21 protein-coding genes and 2 pseudogenes are annotated in these 23,530 nt (G+C 59.9%); 17 read left to right on the top strand and 6 right to left on the bottom strand.

The genetic code is table 11. The features are described 5' to 3' along the window. Positions 1-7 precede the first annotated feature (7 nt). Positions 8-1,279 (top strand): NAD(P)/FAD-dependent oxidoreductase, encoded by a 1,272-nt coding sequence (locus FMA36_RS16005; RefSeq protein WP_159263272.1) that lies wholly within the window; start codon positions 8-10, stop codon positions 1,277-1,279. A gap of 16 nt (positions 1,280-1,295) precedes the next feature. Here FMA36_RS16005 and FMA36_RS16000 read toward each other — a convergent pair whose 3' ends face one another. Then, entirely contained in the window at positions 1,296-1,514 is a 219-nt protein-coding gene (locus FMA36_RS16000; RefSeq protein WP_240906418.1) for a type 2 periplasmic-binding domain-containing protein, read from the bottom strand. A 190-nt stretch (positions 1,515-1,704) separates the two neighbouring features. On the opposite strand from FMA36_RS16000, the pseudogene FMA36_RS15995 reads away from it, so the two are divergent. After that, positions 1,705-2,483 (top strand): annotated as a pseudogene (locus tag FMA36_RS15995) (IS5 family transposase). A gap of 45 nt (positions 2,484-2,528) precedes the next feature. Next, positions 2,529-2,717: a helix-turn-helix domain-containing protein gene (locus tag FMA36_RS15990; protein WP_276612618.1), complete on the top strand. Its 189-nt coding sequence runs from the start codon at positions 2,529-2,531 to the stop codon at positions 2,715-2,717. Positions 2,718-2,944: 227 nt separating this feature from the next. Here the strand turns inward: FMA36_RS15990 and FMA36_RS15985 are convergent, their stop codons facing one another. Together FMA36_RS15985 and FMA36_RS15980 are read right to left on the bottom strand one after the other, a co-directional pair. Continuing rightward, positions 2,945-4,132, bottom strand: a complete 1,188-nt coding sequence (locus FMA36_RS15985; protein WP_159263268.1) for an alpha/beta hydrolase family protein — start codon at positions 4,130-4,132, stop codon at positions 2,945-2,947. Positions 4,133-4,244: 112 nt separating this feature from the next. Next, positions 4,245-5,696, bottom strand: a complete 1,452-nt coding sequence (locus FMA36_RS15980; RefSeq protein ID WP_159263266.1) for an FAD-dependent monooxygenase — start codon at positions 5,694-5,696, stop codon at positions 4,245-4,247. 83 nt (positions 5,697-5,779) lie between these two features. On the opposite strand from FMA36_RS15980, the gene FMA36_RS15975 reads away from it, so the two are divergent. Together FMA36_RS15975 and FMA36_RS19955 are read left to right on the top strand one after the other, a co-directional pair. Further along, positions 5,780-6,436 (top strand): TetR/AcrR family transcriptional regulator C-terminal domain-containing protein, encoded by a 657-nt coding sequence (locus FMA36_RS15975; RefSeq protein WP_159263265.1) that lies wholly within the window; start codon positions 5,780-5,782, stop codon positions 6,434-6,436. 77 nt (positions 6,437-6,513) lie between these two features. Continuing rightward, positions 6,514-7,059 carry a PhzF family phenazine biosynthesis isomerase gene (locus tag FMA36_RS19955; RefSeq protein WP_475704527.1) on the top strand — a complete coding sequence of 182 codons (546 nt, stop codon included), beginning with the start codon at positions 6,514-6,516 and terminating at the stop codon, positions 7,057-7,059. Here FMA36_RS19955 and FMA36_RS15965 read toward each other — a convergent pair. Further along, complete coding sequence (locus FMA36_RS15965) at positions 7,024-7,857, bottom strand: DeoR/GlpR family DNA-binding transcription regulator (RefSeq protein WP_159263264.1); 834 nt, start codon at positions 7,855-7,857, stop codon at positions 7,024-7,026. The two genes, FMA36_RS19955 and FMA36_RS15965, sit on opposite strands and share 36 nt — an antisense overlap. 232 nt (positions 7,858-8,089) lie before the next feature. Between FMA36_RS15965 and FMA36_RS15960 the strand changes: the two genes are divergently transcribed. From FMA36_RS15960 to FMA36_RS19915, 12 genes and pseudogenes are all read left to right on the top strand, one after another. Then, positions 8,090-9,691 (top strand): FGGY-family carbohydrate kinase, encoded by a 1,602-nt coding sequence (locus FMA36_RS15960; protein WP_159263263.1) that lies wholly within the window; start codon positions 8,090-8,092, stop codon positions 9,689-9,691. Beyond that, positions 9,688-11,394: a glycerol-3-phosphate dehydrogenase/oxidase gene (locus tag FMA36_RS15955; RefSeq protein ID WP_159263262.1), complete on the top strand. Its 1,707-nt coding sequence runs from the start codon at positions 9,688-9,690 to the stop codon at positions 11,392-11,394. Before FMA36_RS15960 ends, FMA36_RS15955 begins: the two co-directional genes overlap by 4 nt. A 3-nt stretch (positions 11,395-11,397) precedes the next feature. Next, positions 11,398-12,387, top strand: coding sequence for a beta/alpha barrel domain-containing protein (locus tag FMA36_RS15950; protein ID WP_159263261.1), 990 nt, complete (start codon positions 11,398-11,400; stop codon positions 12,385-12,387). A gap of 193 nt (positions 12,388-12,580) precedes the next feature. Continuing rightward, the gene (locus FMA36_RS15945; RefSeq protein WP_159264071.1) at positions 12,581-13,363 is read left to right on the top strand and encodes a triose-phosphate isomerase; all 783 of its coding nucleotides are present in this window, start codon (positions 12,581-12,583) and stop codon (positions 13,361-13,363) included. Beyond that, positions 13,341-14,159, top strand: a complete 819-nt coding sequence (locus FMA36_RS15940; protein WP_159263260.1) for a DeoR/GlpR family DNA-binding transcription regulator — start codon at positions 13,341-13,343, stop codon at positions 14,157-14,159. Before FMA36_RS15945 ends, FMA36_RS15940 begins: the two co-directional genes overlap by 23 nt. A gap of 34 nt (positions 14,160-14,193) precedes the next feature. Beyond that, the gene (gene derI / locus FMA36_RS15935; protein ID WP_159263259.1) at positions 14,194-14,676 is read left to right on the top strand and encodes a D-erythrulose-4-phosphate isomerase; all 483 of its coding nucleotides are present in this window, start codon (positions 14,194-14,196) and stop codon (positions 14,674-14,676) included. Positions 14,677-14,728: 52 nt separating this feature from the next. Then, entirely contained in the window at positions 14,729-15,649 is a 921-nt protein-coding gene (locus FMA36_RS15930) for a substrate-binding domain-containing protein (RefSeq protein WP_159263258.1), read from the top strand. 29 nt (positions 15,650-15,678) lie between these two features. Then, positions 15,679-17,184: a sugar ABC transporter ATP-binding protein gene (locus FMA36_RS15925; RefSeq protein ID WP_159263257.1), complete on the top strand. Its 1,506-nt coding sequence runs from the start codon at positions 15,679-15,681 to the stop codon at positions 17,182-17,184. Continuing rightward, complete coding sequence (locus FMA36_RS15920) at positions 17,174-18,190, top strand: ABC transporter permease (RefSeq protein ID WP_159263256.1); 1,017 nt, start codon at positions 17,174-17,176, stop codon at positions 18,188-18,190. The genes FMA36_RS15925 and FMA36_RS15920 overlap by 11 nt, the downstream gene beginning before the upstream one ends. 45 nt (positions 18,191-18,235) lie before the next feature. Continuing rightward, a complete protein-coding gene (locus FMA36_RS15915; RefSeq protein WP_159263255.1) occupies positions 18,236-20,026 on the top strand; it encodes a dihydroxyacetone kinase family protein in 1,791 nt (596 codons plus the stop codon). A 141-nt stretch (positions 20,027-20,167) separates the two neighbouring features. Next, a pseudogene (locus FMA36_RS19540) lies at positions 20,168-20,520 on the top strand (IS21 family transposase); the annotation flags it as partial. Between the two features lie 153 nt (positions 20,521-20,673). Beyond that, complete coding sequence (locus FMA36_RS19915; RefSeq protein WP_408885634.1) at positions 20,674-20,919, top strand: hypothetical protein; 246 nt, start codon at positions 20,674-20,676, stop codon at positions 20,917-20,919. Between the two features lie 207 nt (positions 20,920-21,126). Here the strand turns inward: FMA36_RS19915 and FMA36_RS15905 are convergent, their stop codons facing one another. Beyond that, positions 21,127-21,966 carry an MIP/aquaporin family protein gene (locus FMA36_RS15905; protein ID WP_159263254.1) on the bottom strand — a complete coding sequence of 280 codons (840 nt, stop codon included), beginning with the start codon at positions 21,964-21,966 and terminating at the stop codon, positions 21,127-21,129. Positions 21,967-22,000: 34 nt separating this feature from the next. Continuing rightward, positions 22,001-23,500: a glycerol kinase GlpK gene (gene glpK / locus FMA36_RS15900; RefSeq protein ID WP_159263253.1), complete on the bottom strand. Its 1,500-nt coding sequence runs from the start codon at positions 23,498-23,500 to the stop codon at positions 22,001-22,003. Positions 23,501-23,530 lie beyond the last annotated feature (30 nt).

Genomic DNA, 23,530 nt, shown 5'->3' with positions numbered 1-23,530 from the left:
TTTTTCCATGAAGCTGACTTCTTACTGGCTCGATACCGCCCCGGCCTTTGTGGGCACATCGCACGCGGCCCTGCCGGGCAAGGCGGATGTGGTTGTCATCGGGGCGGGTTTCAGCGGCCTGTCCGCGGCCCTCAGGCTGGCGCGGTCTGGTGCGTCCGTTGTCGTGATCGACCGGGGGCCGGTGATCGGGGAGGCCTCGGGCCGCAATGGCGGTCATGTCAATAATGGCCTTGCGGGCAATTACGGCATGGCCTGCGGGAAGCTGGGCGAGGCGACGGCGGCGCGGTTGTATGAAGTCTTCAACCAGGCGGTCAATACGGTCGAGACCATTGTTACGGAAAATGCGATCGACTGTTCATTCCGCCGCTGTGGCAAGCTGAAGCTGGCCAGCCGCGCCCAGCACATGGACGTGCTGCGCGCGGATCAGGCCCGGCTTGCCTTACAGGTCGACCCCGATGCGCGCATTCTGGAAGCAGGGGAACTGGGGGGGGAAATCGGGTCGTCGCAGTTCTTTGGCGGCCTGCTGTACCCGCACAGCGCCCAGATGCATGTGGGGCGCTTCGGCATTGGCTTGGCACAGGCCGTGCTTGGGGCTGGCGGGCGGATTTTTGAAAATACGCCCATGACCGGCCTGCGCCGCGAAGGCAGGGTAACCCGTGTCACCACCCCTTATGGCGTAATCGAGGCAGGTGCCGTGCTCATGGCTACGGGGATAAGCCGCAACGGGCCCTCCTTCTTCAGGCGGCGCATCATGCCGGTTGGTAGTTTTATCGTGGCGACCGAGCCGCTGGATGTCACCACCATCACCGGCCTCATGCCCGGGCACCGCAATGTGGTGACCACGCAGAACATCCATAACTATTTCCGTGTTTCGGCCGATAACCGGCTGATTTTCGGTGGTCGCGCCTGTTTCTCCAAATCCGACCGCAAGTCGGATATCAGAAGTGGTGAAATGCTTCGTGACGCCATCAGGGCCACTTTCCCGCAACTGCCCGATATCCGGCTGGATTACTGCTGGGGCGGGGATGTGGACATGACCGTCGACCGCCTGCCGCGCGCGGGTGAATGGAATGGCGTTTTCTACACCATGGGCTATAGCGGGCATGGCACCCAGATGTCGGTCTATATGGGCCAGCGCATGGCCGATGTCATTGCAGGCCATCCAGAGGCCAACCCGTTGCGCGGCATGTCCTGGCCGCCCATTCCCATGTATGGCGTGGCGGAGCATTTTCTGCCCGTCGTGGGTGCTTATTACCGCCTGAAGGATTACCTGACCTGACAGGCCCGGCCGTTTTTCATGGCGACGCATCGGGCAGCGCCGTACGGAAGGCATCATGGATGACGTGGCGCATCCACGGATTATCCGCCGTGCGCCGCCACAGCAGCAGCACCGCGTAGCGCCCGAGTTCAACCGGAACCGGACAGACGCGCAGCCCCGAAAAGGCGGCGATGCTTCCTGCCGCATGGAGCGGCAGGGTTGCGATGGCGCGCGTGCCCAGCAGGAACGGGGGCAATGCGGAAAAATGCGTGAGCGCCAACTGGACTTGTAACGGTTTTGTGCCGGTCAGGAAGTGATTACGCCACCCTTGCTTCGAAAGCGAGGGGGCTGATGCCGCCCAGGTATGAATGGCGTCGGCGTGGATTGTAGGGCCTGTTAGACCTTGAATGACAGAACGGACTGCATAACTGTTTATGATGAGCATGATGCAGTCTGTCTTTTCCGATACCGCATGGTCCGTCTGGGAGCCTTTGATCGAGGAAGTGCGCCCGAAGGGCAAGACCCCACCGAAAAACCTTCGACGGACGATATCTGCGATTTTCTGGCGCCATCAGAACGGTGCAAAATGGCGAGCTCTGCCATCTGGGTTTGGTCCCTGGTGGATTGCCGCACAGTTGTTCATTCGCTGGTCGAAGCTTGGGGTGTGGCAGCGCCTCTTTGAAAAGGTCAAAGGCAAAGATCAGGCCCTCGGCATGGTTTTTCTCGATGGCACGACGATCCGTGCCCATCACAAAGCGGCCGGGACCGCCAAAAAGGGGGATACAGAGGATGCCTCAGGGATCGTGAGGTGCCTGGCCGATCACGTGGAGGCTTTGGCACCAGGGTCTGCGTAGCCGCGAATGGACATGGCAGGGCGCTGTCCTTCACACTGTCGTCCGGACAGGCACATGAACTGCCATCCGCTTATTCCTTGCTCGACGATCTGCCGTACCCACCGACCTATGTCGTCTGTGACCGTGGGTATGCCTCGCATTAATTCCGTGAATATCTCTGGAACCGGGGATCTCGTCCTGTCATCCCGCCAAGGAAGAATGATCCAGAAGTCACCTGTCCAAAATGGGCTTACAGACACCGGCATCTGTTCGAAAACCTGTGGGCAAGGCTCAAGGAGTGGCGGGCTGTCGCGACCCAATACGAAAAGACAGCCGCGTCCTTTCTTTCCGTCATTTTCATCGCTGCTACAGCAGACTACATCAAGGCCTAACAGGCCCTAGTCCGGGATTGTGAATGACTTTCTAAACGACGATATATCAAGGTTTTGCGACTGCACGAAGTCAGGCTGATGATCGCGCGGCGTAAGGGGCCGATGGCTGCTGTTGCCGCCGAAGTCGGCTGGGCCAGCTCCGCCCGGTTCAGCCGGGACTTCAGGCGCCATTTCCATCGCAGCCCCAGCGAGGAGAGCAAATGGATGCGGGAACATCTGGGGAAACCAGCATAGGCGAGAAGCGAAAAGCTTACGCCTAAGGTCGCCTGTTTGTTTGACGACGCAAATGGTAGCAGCCTCATTAGAGGCAAATAGCGGCCGAATTGATGCATCGCGAAGCGGACATGGACCGAGCGATTTTCCCATCATGTAAGGGCCTGCTTTATCTTGTAGAAATACGCACCCGACCCATGAAATCATCGGGTGCGTCAGCTTCATACATAAAGGCTTCGCATACCGGCTCAGCCGAATTTCTGGATCATCCAGCTAAAGAAAGCAGCGTGCCAGAGCGTCTGGGCGCCGAGCTGGCAGTGTTCGGCCCCACCGGAAAGGGTGTCGAAGGTGACTGTTTCGATAGATCGTGCGGCGGTGCAGGCCTTTGTAAAATCATCGGCCTGAGAGACAGGGACGAAGTGGTCATGTTCACCAACGAAAATCAGGACGTCAGCAGTAATTTTTCTGGCCACGTCTTTGAGTGTATAGGGCCTTATGGCCTCGACCGCTTCTGACAGGGTCCTGACGCCGAGGGTCCAGCAGGCGTTATCGACAGCCCAGACCAGATCAGGGTTTTTCGCGGCATCAGGGTTCTGTGCGAGGGCGGCGTAGCGGTCTGCAATGCTGCCCATATCGAACAGGACATCGTAAGCGACAACGCCGGAAATGCGTGGGTCGAAGGCGGCAGCCCTGGGCGCAAGGTAGCCGCCCATACTCATGCCAACAAGAACAGTTTTCTCCGGACGGAACTGTGTGGCTTCAAAGTAATCCAGGATTGCAGCAGTGGGTTTTTCCCATTCCGGAGTAAAAGTGAGACCATATTCGCGCAGAACGCCGCCTTGGCCGGGACCTTCATAGGTGAGGACGCCGTAACCGCGGTCATATGCGGCTTTGGCAAGAACGAAATACAACTCTTCCAGCGTGGAATCATACCCGCCAACGAGCACGATTAGCGGCTTTTTCTGCCATCCGTCAGGCCCTGGATAGAGGATGCCGCGAAGGTGACCGGTTCCATAGGGAACGGTAAAACGTTCGCAGGCGATGCCAGCGAGTTTCAGTCCATTATCGAAAGCGGCGATTTCCCGTGTCCAGGCGATTTTGCGGTGCGGATCGTCGGAACGGAGAAGAAATTCGGCAGTGCGCCAGTAATTATGAGCCCGGAGCCAGGCATGGCCATTGCTGAGCCGATCCGCGCAGGCGGGAATCCGCTCTTCAGTGCGGATAGCCAGTGCGGAAAATGCGTCAAACCAGGCCTTTGTATCGCCATCCGGGATAGCGCTGATTGCTGTCAGCACTTCGTTGAGATCGGCACCATTGGCCGCAATATCATTCAGAGCGCGAAGGGTCTGGAAATGAAAGGTCTGGTTGCGAAAGAAACGGGAAACACCGTGGTCCACAGATTCAGAAGGAGCCGGGGTATTCAATGTGTCTGTCATTTGTTTCAGGGCTTTCTTATGGAATGGTAATATTCGGTGTAGGATACCTGGATGCGGAATATTACGAACGGCCCGGACTATCAGGCCCGAAGCATGCAGGCAGGTATTCTGCTTACGCCATTGCTACGCTATGAGCGTAGCCATCTGGACGTATCAATACAGATGAAACACCGGAAAAAGCGGGGCTGTCATCAACGCGGTAGGCCGTGATGTGCTTTATAATATTTGGATCCAGCCATTCAGGACATTCTGGAACATCCTGTTCTTCGGGACTGAATGCCAGATGCACCCATTCACCCTTTTCCATACATCCATAAAGTGTCGCTGGTTGATTCTCGACAACCAGATCGACATCCGGAACGCGCTTACCGGAAACCAGATGCGCCGGTAGGGTTTCAGGTACAACCTTGTCGTATCCGTAGGCGATACCAAATCCCGAAATCTCCGAAGCAAGGCGGTTGTTTACGTCGGAGAAAGACAGGATGTCATTCATTGTATTTCGCAATGACAGATTTGGCGGCGTGAAGCTGGTTGCCAGGGCAACCTGTGCCAGCGTGTTGTCAAACAGCATCTGACCAACCGGTCTACGCTCGGAATGATAGGTGTCAAGCAGGTTGTCAGGAGCCTGCTTTCTGACGACCATGGCCAGCTTCCAGCCTAGATTCATGGCATCCTGCAAACCAACGTTCAGTCCCTGGCCGCCCATCGGGGCGTGAATATGCGCGGCATCTCCTGCCAGCAGGATACGCCCTTTTCTGTAAGCAGACGCAAGACGCGTGGCATCCGTAAAGCGGGACAGCCAGGACGCTTCGCCCATTCCATAATCCTTGCCGGAGATTTTCAATGCAGCAGATGCCAGCTCTGCAACGGTGAGCGGTGTATCCTTTTCCACCGACGACCGCTCCGCATCAATGGCGATAACCCGATGATGCACACCGTCGCCCAACGGAGACATCATGAGGGCGCCGCGAGACGTCACCATCGACAGCACGCCGCCTTCCTCTGGCGGCTTCGCCAGAACGACATCTCCAAGCATCGCGGTGACACGACCATCAAAACCGTCAAAGCCAATCCCGGCCTGATGCCGGACCAGGCTGCGCGCACCATCGGCTCCAACCAGCCAGGGGGCAGAAAATGGCCCGCGCGATGTGGTTACATGCACTTCTGCTTCATTCTGCTCGACCTGAGTAACCTCGGTTTCACGCAGCAGGGGGATACCGAGAGCCAAAGCGCGCTTTTCCAGGAATTCCTCCGTTTTGGTCTGACGAAGAAACAGGGTGAAAGGAAAGCGGCTTTCAAAAGAGGAAAATGCAAGCCGCGTATCCAGTGCTCCATATTCCATCAGCGGAATTTTCCGACCGGCTTCAAGAAAGTCTTCCGCACAGCCCCGTAGCCCGAACATTTCCAATGTCCGCCCATGTATGGCCAGTGCACGGGATTCAGTCGTGCGGGCAGGACGGCGGTCGAGCACCGCGACATCGATCTGGGCAAGCTTCAGCTCGCAGGCAAGCCACAAACCCACGGGACCTGCGCCAGAAACCAATACATCGTACGAAGTTTTCATGGTCTGAATCCATAAAACTAACATTGTTAGATTCGCAATCTAACGGTATTAGATTTGAAGGGCAAGGAGGGAGGCAGAACGTCGTGAGTGCAAAAATTGTGAGGGAGCAGGTCATCAGTTCAGCACTGCAACTGCTGGATAAACGGGGAATGGAAGGGCTGACAATGCGGAAGCTGGCAGACATGCTGGGTGTACAGGTCCCCTCGCTCTACTGGCATTTTGCAAACAGGGATGCGTTGTGCGAAGCCGTGGCCGATACGCTGCTGGAACAGGTGGCCACGACTGCGGTCACTGGCGAAAAGTGGCCGGATATGTTTTTCAGAATTGCCTGCGAGGTGAGGCAGGCCTTACTGGCACATCGGGACGGGGCTCGCTTTCTGGCGCGGACTTATCCGCTGTCCGATAATGTGGCCCGGATCAGCTCACAGATGATTTCCAGCCTTAAAGACGTTGGCGCAGATGATCGCACAGCCACCTGGGGTACTTTCTCCACGCTCTACTTTGTCATCGGCTTTACGATCGAGGAGCAGGCATTTGCCGAAAAACGCCCGGATCATTACCAGAGTCCGGATTTTCAGTCTCTTTTGCTACGCTATCCGGTAGCAGCCTCGGCATGGCACCAAATCCGGCAGAGTGACCCTCACGAAGGTTTCCATTTCGGGCTGAAGATGTCTCTTCAAGGGCTGGCACATCATCTTCATCCCTCAGAAAAAGAACGTTGCGACTTGTCGATATCATGACCCTGCATTTATGGTTCTGGTTTTAAATAAAATATTTACTTTATTCTGCAGTGACAGGATGAGGAATTGATAAAATAATGATGGAAAATATTTCTTCCCGGGCAGAGATAATCAGTCTGGATTTTCAGCAGGTTGACGTTTTTTCTTCTGTGCCTTTGCGAGGAAACCCTTTGGCTGTGGTAGAAAAAGCGGATGCCTTGTCTGAAGGGAAAATGGCTGCGTTCGCCAACTGGACCAATCTGAGCGAGACGACGTTTCTTCTGAAGCCTACCCATCCCGATGCAGATTATCGGCTTAGAATATTTACGCTCTACAGCGAACTTCCTTTTGCAGGCCATCCTGCACTTGGTAGCTGTCATGTCTGGTTGTCTTCCCTGGATTTCCCGCAGGGTAAAGACATCATGCAGGAATGTGGGACAGGCACCCAAAAACGATCCCTTGCTGAAGGGTGCTGGAGCGCAAGTCGGGGCCATGCGCGACGACACCCGTTTCGGGGCTGGAATCTGCCTGTCCCCATTGCACGGGTTCGCAGGCGACTGACTGACAGCCCAGCAAAAAGAGATCCCTCGCATTCTTTCAAAGGAGCGCTAGGGCCCGTCATCGGGCTGGCAGATTTCCAGTGATATACCGGCAGTCTTCAGTTTCTCATGTATGGCAGGTCTGATCTGTGCATCCGTCAGCACATGATCGAAAGCATCCAGACCCGCCAGTCGGTAGAGGCCACCCTTGCGGAATTTTGAACTGTCCACCAGCAGAACCGTCTGGTCACAGATTTCCATGAGGATGCGCTTGATCTTGATGATGTCCGGGTTGTTTTGGAAAGCCGTGCCGTCATGAATGACGGATGTGGACAGGAACATTGTATTGGCATGCAGGCCCTGTGCCGCCTGCTCGCATATCAACCCGAAAAAGGCGTTGCGGGGCCGGTTGTAATCACCCCCCAGGCAGATCAGGCGCAGGTCAGGGTAGGGGGCCAGCGCCTGGATCACACCCATGGCGTTTGTGATGATGGTCAGGGGTGCGAGCGCAGGCAGCAGGGGCAGCATCTCGGCCACGGTGGTTGAATCATCCAGCACCAGGATCTGTTCCGGCCGGATCAGCGATATGGCACGGGCAATGATCGCCTGCTTGCCTTCCCTGGCGAGGGCCGTGCGGTAGCTTACCGTCTTCTGCGTAGCGGTGCGGTTGCGCAGGGCAAGGCCGCCGTGCAGCTTTTCCACCAGTCCCTGTTGCGCCAGCGCGTTGGCATCACGGTGAATGGTCATGCGGCTGACATCAAAATGCGCGGCCAGCGCATCGATGGTGGCGTTGCCCGTTTCAAGCAGCAGGTCAAGGATGCGTTGCTGGCGTGCCGTGTTGTCGCCCCGTCGGGCAGATCGGGTGGAAACCGGCAAATGTGACAGGCCCGTGTTGTCGGTCATACTGGAAATCGATCTTCGTCCTCAGGGTCAACAGGAAAGGGGTAGCGTAAGGGATACCTGTTTCGGTGTCACATTCAATGTGGCCATCACAATGGCTGTCCAGCTTTCTGAACGCAATCCGATCTGGTTCCCGGCATCATGCATCACATTAATATGTGTTATATAACACTATATTTGTTATATATAACATAGTGAATCCGTCATCATGCTGCTGGATATCAGGAGGTCGAGGATGCGCCGGAACTTCATCATCGGAATAGACTGCGGCTCAACCACCACCAAGGCGGTCATTTTTTCCCCTGAGGGTGAAATCGTGGGCACGGGGCGCACGCGTGTGGCCCAGCACATGGACCGTCCGCACCACGTTGAGCGTGACATGGGCGAAGTATGGCAGGACGTGGCCGCAACCATTCGCATGGCGCTTGACGATGCGGGCCTTAACGGTCAGGCCATTGCCGCGGTGGGGGTCACGGCACATGGCGACGGGCTGTTCCTGCTCGACCGCATGGGCAACCCGCTCGGGCGCGGGATCATGTCGCTCGACAGCCGTGCTACGGAACTGCACGACCACTGGCAGCAACGCGGGGTGCTGGATCAGCTCGTGCCGCTGGCAGGGCAACGGCCTTATGCCTACTCCGCCAATACCCTGTTGGCATGGATACGGGCGCATGAACCGGAGCGCTATCACGCCATCGGGTCCATTCTGTTCGCCAAGGACTGGATCCGGCTGTGCCTGACGGGGGAAATCGCAACAGACATAACCGAAGCCAGCACGGCCTTTACCGATCTGCATACGCAACAGTACAGCGCCACCATCCTCGATATCCTCGGGCTGGAGGCCATGCAGGACTGCCTGCCGCCCATGCTGGATTCCTGTGCACGGGCCGGAACGGTCACGGCCAGCGCCGCTGCGGCAACGGGCCTGCTTGCGGGCACGCCAGTTTCGGCCGGATTGCATGATGTCACGGCCGCCGCCGTGGGGATGGGCCATACACAGCCCGGCGACATGTCGCTAACCGCCGGCACGTTTTCCATCAACGAGGTATTCCGCGACAGGCCCGTCACGGGGGAGGGCTGGGCCTGTCGTGCAGGCTACCGCCGGGGATTGTGGAACTGCATGGCGATCTCGCCTGCATCGTCCAGCAATCTGGAATGGATGGCACGCCTGCTCATGCCCGGAAACGGGGATGCCACGAAAATATTGATGCATGAGGTGGAAGAACGCCTGACTGCTACCCGTCACGCGCGCACGGTGCCACTTTTCCATCCCTTCCTGTTTGGCTCCCCTTATGCGGCTCCCGCCAGCGCGTCGTTTTTTGGCGTGCAGTCATGGCATGACCGGACCGATCTTTTGCAGGCGATGGTGGAAGGCATGGTGTTCAACCACCGCATGCATGTCAGCGCCCTGTGTCAGACGGGCGCCGTGACGCGCGTGGGCATATCTGGTGGCGGCAGCGGGCAGCCCGCAATCGCACAGCTCTTTGCCGATGTGCTGGACATGCCTGTTGATGTCTCCTGCGTGCGGGAGGCAGGGGCACTGGGCGCCGCCCTGACCGGGGCGGTGGCGGTTGGCATGCAGCCGGATCTCGAACATGCCGTGGCGGGGCTGGATGTGTCGCGCCAGACCTACGCCCCGCAACCGGCACAGGTGGCTGCGTACGATGCAATCTATCACCGTTATGTAGAACTGGCGCAGGCCATGCGTCCGTTCTGGCGCGCGCTGTATGATACGTCGCCCCGGGCACCGTCACAGCCAGAGCGTGTATCGGGGGCCCATCCCGCCATGCATCTGCAGGCTCACCATGCGACAGCCATGGGAGGGATTCCTTCATGAGTACCGTCCTGCCTCCCGTAGAGGATTATGATGTCATCATCATCGGCGCCGGGATCAATGGCGCGGGGCTGATGCGTGAACTGGCCGTGCAGGGAGTAAGTGTACTGCTGGTGGACCGGGGCGATATCTGCAGCGGTACCTCCAGCGCGCCCTCGCGCCTGATCCATGGCGGGATCAAATACCTTGAAACCGGGGAGTTCCGCCTGGTCGCGCAATCTACGCTGGAACGGAACCTGCTGCTGCGCAATGCGCCGCATGTCGTCCATCCCTTGCCCACTACCGTGCCCGTCCGGTCATGGTCTGGCGGGATCGTGCCTTCCGTGCGGCGCTTCCTGCGGCTGGGTGGCAAGATGACGGACCGGGGTGCGCTGGTGCTGGAACTGGGGCTGCAGATCTATGATTTCCTTGGCCGTCATGCCCGCGTCATGCCGCGGCACCGCCTGTTTTCAGGCAGGCAGACCCGCGCGCGCTGGCCCCATATGAGCAATGCCGTCATGGCCTGCGCGCAGTATTATGACGCGGCAATCAGCCAGCCCGAGCGGCTGGGTTATGAATGCGTACACGATGCATTGCGCGCGCAGGAAGGCTGCCGTGTCGCGACCTATACCCATGTTGAGTCTTTTCATGATGGTGTTGTGACTCTGCATGACCAGCCACGCGGGCAGTCATGGCAGGCGCGGGCGCCGGTCGTGGTCAACGCAGGTGGTGCGTGGATTGACCAGATCAATGCCGCCCTCGGCGTGCCCACCCGTTATATCGGCGGCACCAAAGGGTCGCACCTGGTGCTGCGCCATGACGGGCTTTTGCGCGAACTGGGCGGGAACATGGTGTATTTCGGCACGCCGGACGGGCGTATCTGCCTGGCCTATCCCTTTCTGGGCCACGTGCTGGTGGGGTCAACCGACATTCCTGTCTCTGACCCGGATGAGGCCATCTGCACCGATGCGGAACAGGCCTACATGCTGGATATGCTGGGCGCCCTGTTTTCAGGTTTCCGGTTCGACGCGTCCGACGTGATCTACCGCTACAGTGGCGTGCGGCCCCTGCCGGCCAGTAACGCATCCGACCCCGGCGCGATCAGCCGTGACCATATCGTGCATGAGGACCGGCTGGGAACGATTGCACTGTTTTCGCTGGTGGGCGGAAAATGGACAACATTCCGTGGCCTGGCGGAGGAAGTGGCGGACACCATCCTGCCCCGTCTGGGCCGGGTGCGGCAGGTTTCCACCCGGTCTGTGCCAATCGGGGGCGGGCGCGGTTATCCCCGCCCCACAGACCTTGAAACCTATATCGACCGTTTTGCCATGACCAGCGACATTGCGCGTGAACGCGCACGCGTGCTGTTTGGCCGTTATGGCACGCAGGCAGGGGAAATTGCGCGGTTCTGCGGCTTTGCGCCCGATGCGCCGCTGCGCAGCCTGCCATCTTATACGCGTCGGGAAATCATGTTCATCGCACGCCATGAACAGGTCCGGCATGTGGCGGATATTGTCTACCGCCGCACCACCATTGCCCTGTCCGGCGCGTTAACACCTGACGTTACGCACGAGGTGGCAGACATCGCGGGCGAAGCCCTTGGGTGGGATGCGGGCACAGTCCAGCGTCAGGCCCGTGAGGCCTGGCAGGAAGCCGAAACGCGGCATCATCTCGCCGCCCGCATGACTGCCCCCAAATCCATGCAGCCTGAACCGATCGGAGCCTGAACAATGAACCGTTATGAAACTAAGATTGCCCGCATGGCCACCGGAACCGATACGCGCGCCGACTTTATCCTGGCCGATGCCAAGGATGCCGATATGGCGGCAGGCATCAGCGCCATGGGGCGTAACCGCACCATGGGCGCGCTGTCGCCCTATCGCTGCCGGGAGGAGTATCTAGATGATATCCGCGCGATGCTGGAACTCGATGTTGTCGATATCATGCTGGTTTCGGCCTCCACCCTGGAAACGCTGGTGCAGGAAGGTGCCTTTAACGACAGCCGCGTGCAGCCTGCCATCCGTGCCAACGATACTACCGACCTGTGGCGCGGGCGGGGCAGCCCCTACACCACCCAGCGTTCCGTGCCTTTTCGCAGCGCGTCACTGGCCGGGGCCCAGACCCGGCTTGGCCTGTATTCCATGACCTTCAACGGTAATGCGGAACATGATGCGCATGCGCTGGAATGCTTCCGCAGCTTTCGTGAAGATGCGCAGGTGCATGGTTTTTCCTATTTCCTTGAAGTCTTCAACCCCAATGAAGGGCAGATTGCGCAACCGGACCGGGGTTTCTTCCTCAATGACATGATTATCCGCGCCCTTGCGGGCCTGCGGCAGGCGGAACGGCCACAATTCCTGAAAATTCCCTTCAATGGCGCGGCTGCGCTGAGCGAACTGTGCGCCTTCGATCCCCGCATGGTGGTAGGGATCATGGGGGGCAGCAGCGGGACGACACGGGACTGTCTTGAACTGCTGCATCAGGCCCAGAATTGTGGCGCGCGCGCAGCCCTGTTCGGGCGCAAGATTGTCGATGCCGATGATCCGCTGCTGCTGGTGCAGGCCATGCGGCATGTAACGGATGGCGACCTGCTACCAGAGGAAGCAACCTGTTTCTATCATGATGGCCTGGCCCGCAAGGGGCAGCGTGCCGAACGCCCGCTGGGCGCTGACCGCTGCATTACCGAAAACATGCTGCTGGATGCTCCGGCAGGCATGGGCTGAGCGCAACTACATCCTATACTTTGTGTTCCTGAATTTTATTTTGGAACGTTCGGGTATTATTTCATTTATTTCTGAATATCATGAGAATGTGAACGTTTTCCTGCCCGGTATGGCGCAACGATAACGCCACTTATGATATATATATCATGTTAACTGTTATGTATGTGCATCCTGCCAGATATGGAGACCCGTGATGCATTCCAGACCGTTATGGATTGGTACCAGCTGGAAAATGAACAAGGGGCCGGCCGCCGCCATCGATGCCGCGCGCGCACTGGCCGCCTTTCATCCGCCCGCAGGCGTGCAACCTTTTGTCATCCCGCCCTTTACATCGCTCAGGGATGTCTGCGCCATACTGGACGGCACATCCGTCATGGTGGGAGCACAGAACACCCATTGGGAGGATGAAGGTGCATGGACGGGAGAAATCTCACCCGCCATGCTGGCCGAATGTGGTGCAACGCTGGTGGAAATCGGCCATTCCGAACGCCGTGCCCATTTTGGTGAAACGGACTGGACCGTCAACCTGAAGGTCCATGCCGTCTTGCGCCACGGCATGCGCCCGCTGGTATGTATTGGTGATACGGCGCAGGAACACGCGTTTGGTGTAACGCATGAGGTGCTCGCCCTCCAGTTGCGCATTGCGCTGCATGGCGTCTCCCCCGCCCTGATGCGGCAGGTGCTGGTGGCGTATGAGCCGGTCTGGGCCATCGGGGCAGGGGGGCATGCAGCGGATGCCACGTTTGTTGCAGGTGCCCATGCCCGGCTGCGCGCGGTGCTGGTGGAGATGGCAGGGGAGGAAGTCGGGTTTGAGATACCCCTGCTGTATGGCGGCAGCGTTACACAGGCCAATGCATGCAGTTATGCACGGCTGGCCAATGTAGATGGTGTTTTTATTGGTCGTGCAGCGTGGAGCGTTGCTGATTTCAGGCAGATTATCGGGAGCGTGGCACATGAACATGTTGCATCTGGCTGAAACCGGCACCGTCGCCACCCGCAGGCGCGCCATGGTCGATTATGTCATGGGCCGTGGCAATGTGGAGATTGATGAACTGGTCACGCGTTTTGAAACCAGTCGCATGACCATCCATCGTGACCTGCAGGCGCTGTCGGCACAGGGGCTGCTGCGCCGGGTGCATGGGGGCGTCACCACCCTGCCCAATGGCATTGCCGAAAGCAGCATGCTGTACCGCAGGCGTCGCGCCATGCGTGAAAAGAAAGCCATGGCAGCGCTGGCCGCAGGCATGATCGTGCCCGGTGATGTCATCGCGCTGGATGATTCTACGACCGCATGCTGCATGGTCGATCACCTGGCCACGATGGGCGACCTGACGGTGGTCACCAACAGCCTTGGCATTGCCTCCACTCTGGCGGCCGTGCCAGCCATCAGCCTTATGGCGCTGGGGGGACGGTATCATCCCACCTTTGACGCGTTTTTCGGGCTGATGTGCGAACAGGCGATCGGGGCATTGCGGGTGGGCACCCTGTTCATGTCCGTATCCGCCGTGCATGGGGTGAATGCCTATCATCAGGAACAGGATATCGTAAAAGCCAAGCATGCGCTCATGCGCAGTGCAGACCGGCGTGTGCTGATGGCCGACAGCACGAAGTTTGGCAGCAATGCGCTGAACCGCCTGGCGGACCTGTCCGAATTCGATGTGGTGATAACTGATGACGGTCTTGATCGCGCAATGCGTGACCGCCTGCTCGATCATGGCGTTACACTGCGGGTGGCGCGGCTATGCGCCATCGACACAGTAAAACCTGAATAAAAATACACTCCATTACCCAAATGGGAGAATAGCGATGCGTATAGCCATTGGTGGCGATAGCGCCGGTAACGGTATGGCGGGAATGCTTGCGCAGTACCTCAAGGATCAGGGCAAGCACGACGTACTGGACATGTCTGCCCCCCCCGGCGGTGGCAGCGAACTCTATGCCAGCCTGAGCGAGCGGGTGGGGCAGGCCATCATGTCGGGAGAATTCGATCGGGGCATCCTGTGCTGCGGTACCGGGATCGGGGTCTGTATTTCGGCCAACAAGATACCCGGCATCCGCGCAGCCCTGACCCACGATACCTATTCCGCCGAACGGGCCGCCCTGTCCAATAATGCGCACATCATTACCATGGGCGCGCGTGTCATCGGGCCGGAGGTTGCCAAGAGCATCGTAAATGCCTGGCTGGCCTGCTCCTTTGACCCGCACGGCCCCTCGGCACGTAATGTGGCAGGTATTGATGCGCTGGGAGAGAAATATACCCACGCAGAGCCCGCCGTTACCACCTGCTGAATACTGGCTGCAGGTGCAGCCAGATGAGCAGTGAAGCGAAAGAACAATAAAAATGAAAACAGCTTTTCTTCTTGCCACGGCACTGCTGCTTGCGCCCATGGCGGCACGGGCGGCAGATGATCATGCACCGCTACGTTTCGTGCTGATCCCCAAAACGGTCCACCCATGGTTTGACAAGGTGAATACCGGCGCCCAGGCGGCGGCCGACCTGCTGGGGAAGACAACGGGCCGCAAGGTGGAAATTGAATACCGCGCGCCTGAAACGGCTGATGTCTCGTCACAGAACGATATCATCGAGCGTGCAATCGCAACCCACCCCGACGGGCTGATCCTCGACCTGCTTGATGAGAAGGGCAACCACGCCACCATGCTCGAGGCCGTGGATGAAAAGGTGCCCATGACGGTGTTTGACTCCCTCCCGCCCGAAGGGATGGACATCACGGCGGTGGGGGCCGATTTCTGTGAACAGGGCACGATCGCGGCACAGCGCCTGGCGGGGCTGATCGGGGAAAAGGGCGAGGTCGCGATCATGATCGGCGTGCCGACCGCCCCCAACCATACCCGCCGCGCGGAATGCGAACGCGCAACGTTTGCCAAATATCCGCAGATCAAGGTGGTCGCGACCGGTATTGATAACGACAGTATCGAAACCGCGCAGAAACAGGCTTCCGCCATCATGCAGGCCCATCCCGATCTTGCCGGATGGGTGGCGTGCGATGCAGCGGGCCCGGTGGGCATCGGCCAGGCCATTCGTGAAAGCGGGCGCACGGGCAAGGTCAGGGAAGTGGGTCTGGACAACCTGAACGACATGATCCAGCTCATCCGTGACGGGGTGGCGGATTCATCCGCCTCCAGCCGGCCAGAAATGCAGGGCTACTGGGCGGTCATCGCCGCATGGCAGCGCGCGCTGGGCCAGAAGACGCCCAAATACATAGATACCGGCATAGATGTCCTGACCAGGAAGAACATCTGATCTTTCCGGATATTGATGGAGTAACGACCATGACGGTTCTCCACGTTTCATCCCTGCGCAAGACCTATCCCGGCGTTGTGGCGCTGGACCATATCGACCTGACGCTGGAAGCAGGAAAGGTCCATATCCTTGCCGGGGAAAATGGCGCGGGAAAATCCACGCTGATCAAGGTGCTGACCGGCCTCGTGACCCCGGATGCGGGACGCGTGGACATAGAGGGCCATGATGCGCTGGCCGATCACGCCCTGTTTGCCCGCGTGGCGTATGTGCCGCAGGAACTCAGCCTGTTTCCCACCATGACGGTTGCGGAAAACATGTTCATGCCCTTCGCCAAATCCGGTTTCGGGCGCATGACCGTGTCACGCACGGCCATGGAAGCGGCAGCGCAGAAGCTCATGACCCGCTTTGGCATGCATGCCCGACCGGGGCAGAAGGTGGGCCATATCAGCGTGCCCGACCAGCAGCTGCTCCAGATCGCGCGCGCGGCCAGCGCCGGGGATTTCCGGGTGCTGATCCTTGATGAACCGACCTCCTCGCTCACATCGAGCGAGACGGAACACCTGTTTTCCATCCTGCGCACGCTGCGCGATGAAGGCTGCGCGATCGTGTTCGTCTCGCACCGGATGGAGGAGATTTTCGCGCTGGGCGATACGGTCACCGTGCTGCGCAACGGGCGCAGTGTGGGCACCTACCCCATGGCGGACCTCGATGAAGGCGAACTGATCCGCCTCATGTCCGGCAACAGCGTGCAGCTTGATGAACGCTTCCAGCCCAAGGTCGCGTCGGGAACACAGGATGTCATCGTCGATGTGGCGCACCTGTCCGGCCCCGGTTTTACGGATGCATCCTTCACCCTGCGCCGGGGCGAGATACTGGGCTTTGCCGGACTGGTGGGGGCAGGGCGGTCGGAACTCATGCAGACCATGTTCGGCTACCACCGCGCAACGGCAGGCCGATGTGTGCTCGACGGGCATGAAATCCCGCGCGGCAGGCCGGACCGGGCCGTGGCGATGGGCATGCTCTATCTGCCTGAGGAGAGGCGGCATCACGGCATTTTTCCGTTGCTGAGCGTGCGCGAGAACATTGCCGTATCTGTCATGGACCAGATCATGGGCGGTGGCGTCATTTCATCGGGCCGGGAGCGGCGTGTGGTGGCGGATGCCATCGAGCGCTTCGATGTGCGCACGTCATCGGCGGAAAAGAAGATCATGTACCTGTCGGGTGGCAACCAGCAGAAGGCGATCATCGGCCGTGCCATGGCGCGCAGGCCGCGCGTGCTGATCTTTGATGAACCGACCAAGGGCATCGACATCGGCACGAAGTTCCAGATCTACCGCATCATGCAGCAACTGGCGGAAGAGGGGGTGGGGATCATTCTCGTCTCCTCTGAAATGGCGGAGCTGCAACGCTGCGCCACCCGCATCATCACCATGCATGCCGGGCAGATCACCGGTTCGTTCGATCAGGCCACGACCGACATCAATACACTTGTGGGCGCGATTATTGGCGCGCCGGAGGTTCGTCATGTCGCTTGAAACCACATTCCCCACCACGCCGCCCACCCCGCCACGCCTGCCGCCCCTGCGCAGGCTGGCCGCACGCTGCATGCGCAACCCGCTCGGTGGCGTCATTGCGGCCCTTGTGCTGATTTTTGGCGTGTCATGCCTGCTGTCGCCGCATTTCCTGACCGGCTTCAACATGATGATCATGGCCCGCGCCCTGGCCTTTATCGGGCTGGTCACGATCGGGCAGTCGATCCTGATGATCCTCGGCGAACTCGATCTGTCCGTCGGGGCTATTGGCGGGCTTGCCGGGATTACGGGCGGCATGCTGATGGTGCAGGCGGGGCTGAACCCATGGCTGTCGCTGGTGCTGTGCCTGCTGCTGGGCACGGCGTGCGGCATGCTCAATGGCGTGCTGATCACGCAGTTGCGGCTGCATTCGCTGGTGCTGACCATCGGCATGGCGGGTGTGTATGGCGGCGCGATCCTGGTCGCGACCAAGGGGGTGGCGATTACCGGCGTGCCCGTTGACATTTCCTTTCTGGGCCGTGGGCTGGTTTATGGCGTGCCGGTGCCCTTCATTGTGCTGCTGGCCTGCCTGGGCGTGGTGGCCTTTGTCATGGTGCGCACGCCAGTCGGGCGGTACGTCTATGCCATTGGCAGCAACCCCGAGGCCGCCCGCATGCTGGGCCTGCGGGTGGACGCCATCCGTATCGCAGCCTTCGCCACGGCGGGTTTCCTGTCAGCCCTTGCCGGGATCCTGATGGTGGCGCGCCTGGGCACGGCGCAGCCCTCCATTGGTGATACGTGGGTGCTGGCCCCCATCGCAGCCGCCGTTATTGGCGGTGTCGCGACCACGGGCGGCCTGGGCAGCCCGGTGGGGGCGGTGCTGGGTGCCGTCATCATCGGCATTATCGAGAACATCATCGTGCTGTTTGGCATCTCGCCTTACTGGCAGTCGGTGGTCAGCGGCGGAATTGTGGTGCTGGCCATCTCCTTTGATTCTTTGGCGCGTCGCTACCTGCACCGTGAGGCATGACCGTGCCCTGCTACGACGTTTCCTGTTAGCTGAGGATATATGCAAATGACCAGAATTTGCGGCAATGCTTCCGAATTCGCCCAGTCCGCGTTGCATGGCTACAGCCTTGTCCACCGTGACATCGTGCGCATGGTGCGCGGTGGGGTCGTGCGGGCCAGACCCGGCCGGGCGGGCAAGGTAGCGGTGGTTGTGGGGGGAGGCTCAGGTCACTACCCCGCCTTCAATGGCTATGTCGGCACCGGCTTTGCCGATGCGGCAGTGGCGGGGGACATCTTTGCCTCGCCATCCACACAGGCCATCTATTCCGTGGCGCGCAGGGCCGAGCGCGGCGGGGGCGTGATCCTGGGATTCGGGAATTATGCGGGCGATGTGCTGAACTTTGGCATTGCGGCGGAGCGCCTGCGCCGTGAAGGGATCGACACCCGCCTGCTGGCCACGACCGATGACGTGGCCAGCGCCGAGGTGGGTGACATGGCCCGCCGGCGCGGCATTGCAGGCGACATGACGGTGTTCCGGATTGTTGGCGCCGCAGCGGAAGCCGGACTGGACCTTGATGCCGTCGAGGCAGTAGGCCAGCGCGCCAACAGCCAGACCCGCACCTTTGGCGTGGCGTTTGAAGGCTGCACCCTGCCTGGTGAGGCAGACCTGCTGTTCCATGTGCCCAAAAACCGCATGGCGCTTGGCCTTGGCGTGCATGGTGAGCCGGGCATAGATGAACAGGACATTCCGCCACCCGCGCAACTGGCGCATGTGCTGTTTGACCGTATTCTGGCGGAACTGCCTGCTGACGCCCCCCGCCGGGTTGCAATCGTGCTCAACGGACTGGGCAGCACCAAGCATGAGGAACTGTTTGTGTTGTGGGAAGCGCTCGCCCCCCTGCTCGCGCAGGCAGGCCTGAGCGTTATTGCGCCACTGGTGGGTGAATATGTGACCAGTCTTGATATGGCGGGCTGTTCCCTGACCATGACATGGCTGGATGAGGAACTGGAGCACTACTGGCGCGCGCCGGTCGAGACGGCAGTCCTGCGCCATGCGGGCATTACGGGTGAGCCCGATGCAACTGACAGCGTGATGGAGGATGAGCCTCCTGTCGTGTATGCGCAGGCTGGAACCCCGGCGGGCCGGCGTGGCGGCCTGTGCGTGGCGGAAACCATGGCGCGGCTGGCACAGGCGCTGGCTGCGGCAGAGGGTGAACTGGGCCGTATTGATGCCGTGGCCGGAGATGGCGATCACGGGCAGGGCATGGCCCGCGGGTCGGCAGCGGCCCGTCAGGCGGCCCGTCAGGCAGCACAGGCCCGCGCGGGGGCCGCGACCGTACTGGCGGCGGCGGCGGATGCATGGGCCGACCGCGCGGGCGGCACATCAGGCGCCCTGTGGGGGGAAGGCCTGCGTGCCTTCAGCACGGCGCTGGATGATGTATCGGTGCCCGATGCACCGCAACTGGTTCACGGCGCCCGGTACGCGATGGAACGCATCATGCAACTGGGGCGGGCGCGGGTTGGCGACAAGACGCTCATGGACGCGCTGGTCCCCTTTGTCGAAGCGCTGGAACGTGAGTGCGACCGTGGGTGCGCCCTGCGCGATGCATGGCAGGCGGCAGCGGATGCAGCGCAGAAGGCGGCCGACGGCACGCGTGACCTGCTGCCGCGCATGGGGCGCGCCCGCACCCATGGCACGCGCAGCCTGGGCCATCCAGATGCCGGGGCCCTGTCGCTGGCATTATGCCTGCGCGTGGTAGGGGAAGGCATGCCTTCGGTCGAACCTGTGCCTGTATCAATGCTACTCATGGAGCACATGAACGGGGAAAATCCGGCATTGGACGCGTTTCGTTCCTGACCCTGTCCTGCCCCGGTGCCTTCATGCATCGGGGCAGGAAAGATGATGGTCGTGCCGGTGTTTTTTCCTGCCACACCATGATCCGCGCTTCCCGCTCCGGGTAGTTCAGTCAGGCACGACATTAACGGGTCATGACATTGTGTACCCATACGTTTCCTGTCCGGGGAAGCCTTCCGGTTTAACCGGGGCGAAGACCGGGCGGTGAGTGCACGGCGTTCGCACCACACTGTCCTTCACCAGGGCCTTCAGGCTCCGGGCCTATCTCCTGCACAACCCACGAGATGCTTTTTACAGCCCTCATCAAGGTCTTCTCCGTGCCGGGCTGCGTGTCGCGACGGCGTATTTTTGATAACATGAAGACCGTTGTGGAACGGGTTGGTTCGGGCAAGGCGCGTCGGGTCAGTCTGCGCTTCATGGCCCGGGTCAGCCATTATCCGTCCGAGGCGACCCGCTGCAGTCCGGCAACCGGATGGGAGAAGGGGCTGATCAAAAAACCTGAAGGTGGAACGCGAAATACGCTCCATAGCCTACCAGACAAAGACCACCCGGCTCATCAAGGACCTGTTTGGGGTTCTCCTTGACTGATACCGGGCCTGTGGTCTGCCACGCTCCGTGGCGGGGATTTCATCGCGGATACCGAAAATGTCGTGTTGATCAGCCGCCCGGGATCCGGGAAAACCCTTATGGCGACCGTCCTGGTCATAAAGGCGACCATGCATCATCGAAAGAAGGCCAGCTTCTGGTCAATGCTCTTGAACAGGAAAAAACCGCCAGCCGGGCCAGACAGACTGTCGACAGGCTGCTCCGTCCGGATCTCGTCATCCGCGATGAGCCCAGTTATCTTGCCTTCAGCGCACCAGTGTCATCATCACAACCAGTCCGAGCTTCAGTGAACACGTCTTTGGTGACCCCCGGGATGACGACGGCGCTCCCTGATCGGCTGATCCAACACTGTCATGTCCTGGAGGGTGGACATGACACCTACAGGTTCCGCGCCAGCACTGCCGCGCCCCAAAATAGTACAAGGGCAGGATTTCCTGACCGTCCGCCCTTGAAATCCTGCCCCCCCACACCGGAGGGGGCAGGATTGTATGGGAAGTCTACTCCCCTATGATAACGCTTTCCGCGTCGATCTGGCTTTGCCGTGCCTTCTGTGCACGCAGTTGCGCGGGCAGGAAGGGGAATACCAGATATTCATAGGCCGTGGCCCCCACCAGCCCCCCGATCAGCGGCCCGACAACGGGCACCCACCAGTAATGCCCGGCTGCGGGAAGGGCGGCTTCGTGCCAGCCGGCCATATAGGCGAACAGTCGCGGGCCAAGGTCACGGGCCGGGTTGATGGCCCATGCTTCAAGATACCCCATGGAAGCGCCAATGGCCGCGACAAGAAAACCTATGATCAGCGCACCGAAATTGGCACCCGGCGCCATTTCGTTATACTGTTCGGTAATGGCAAAGATGCCGAATACCAGTATGGCGGTCAGGATGATTTCATCGCTGAAGGCATGCCATACGGTTATGCCCAGCCCGGGTGCGGTAAAGAACACGCCCGCCCCGCCACCACCCGCGCGGGTAAGCTGGTGTACATCATTGAAGTGGTTGATGACGGGGTAATACAGTGCGTAAACCAGCCCCGCCCCCAAAAAGCCGCCCACGGTCTGCGCAAGCCAGTAGGGCACCACCTTTTTCCATGGAAAGGCGCGGTAAGTTGCCAGCGCAAGGGTAACTGCCGGGTTGGCATGCGTGCCCGATACGGATCCGGTGGCATAGATGGCAACAGTCACTCCCAGCCCCCATACAATGCACACTCCCCAGTAGGCCTGCAGGTAAGGACTGGGATCATAGAGAAGATACATCGCCGCTACGGAATCGCCAAAGGCGATGATGATGAATACGGCAAGCGCTTCAGAAATCAGCTCGCCCAGGAATTCCCTGTTCATTGGCCTGTTTCCTTGTCTGTGCTCAGGGGGCAGCTCATTCTGCCCAGTCAAAGGATTTCTCTACTGCCTTTTTCCACCACGCCAGGTAGCGGCTACGCTGCTCCGGCGGCATGGTAGGCTGCCAGGTGCGGTCCACTTCCCAGTTGGCGCGCAGGTCATCGATGTTTTTCCAGTACCCCACGGCCAGACCGGCGGCGTAGGCCGCACCGAGTGCGGTGGTTTCCACCACCTTCGGGCGCACGACCGGCACGTTCAGGATATCGGCCTGGAACTGCATCAGCAGTTCGTTCGCCACCATGCCGCCATCCGTTTTCAGGCTGCTCAGTATGATGCCGCTGTCTTCCTCCATGGCGGCGACCACATCGCGCACCTGATAGGCCGTTGCCTCCAGCGTTGCGCGTGCAAAATGCGCGCGGGTGACATAGCGGGTCAGCCCCACAATGACCCCACGGGCATTTTCCTTCCAGTAGGGCGCATACAGGCCCGAAAAGGCGGGAACGATATAGACCCCGCCATTATCCGCCACGCTGCGGGCCAGCGGCTCGATCTGTGTGGCCAGGTCAAACAGCTTCAGGTTATCGCGCAGCCACTGCACCAGCGCGCCTGTAATGGCAATGGAGCCTTCCAGCGCGTAGCGCGGTTCCTCCGTGCCAAACTGGTAGGCGAGCGTTGTCAGCAGTCCTGCCTTGGACTGGACCGGCTCGGTGCCAGTATTCATCAGCAGGAACGAGCCGGTGCCATAGGTATTCTTGGCCTCGCCAGGTGTAAAACAGGTCTGCCCCACCAGCGCGGCCTGCTGGTCGCCCAGTATGCCGGCCAGTTTCGTGCCCTGCAGGCTCGGGATGACGATCGTGCCGTAAACCTGTGAGGAAGGAACGATGCGGGGCAGGCAGGCGGCGGGAATGGAAAAGGCTGCAAGCATGTCCTCATCCCACGCGCAGGTTTTCAGGTTCATGAGCTGGGTGCGTGACGCATTGGTCACGTCTGTAATGTGGATGCCCTCCTTCACCCCGCCCGTCAGGTTCCATGAAAGCCAACTGTCTATCGTACCGAACAGGGCCTGCCCGCTTTCGGCTTTCTGGCGTGCGCCTTCCACGTTATCGAGCAGCCAGCGCAGTTTCAGCCCCGCAAAATAGCTTGCCAGCGGCAGGCCCGTAATGGCGCGGAAACGGTCCTGCCCCCCGTCACGGCCATACTCGCTGACCAGCTGGTCCACGCGGGTGTCCTGCCATACGATGGCGTTATGCAGCGGCTGGCCTGTTGTCCTGTCCCACAGCACGGCGGTCTCGCGCTGGTTGGTGATCCCGACCGATACCAGGCTGTCCGCACCCAGATTGGCGCGCGCCATGGCCGCGCCAATCATTTCATTCGTGTTTTCAAGAATTTCCATGGGGTCATGTTCAACCCAGCCGGGCTTGGGATAGATCTGGCGATGCTCCTTCTGCGCAACGGAAACCACGGTTCCTTTCCGGTCGAATATCATGAACCGGGAACTGGTTGTGCCCTGGTCTATTGCGCCAACGTATTCCGTCATGCTGCATTCCTTTTTTGTTATTTTCAGTAA

The sequence above is a fragment of the Komagataeibacter xylinus genome (genome assembly GCF_009834365.1).
Lineage (GTDB): Bacteria > Pseudomonadota > Alphaproteobacteria > Acetobacterales > Acetobacteraceae > Komagataeibacter > Komagataeibacter xylinus_D.
This window is presented reverse-complemented; position numbering and strand designations above follow the sequence as displayed.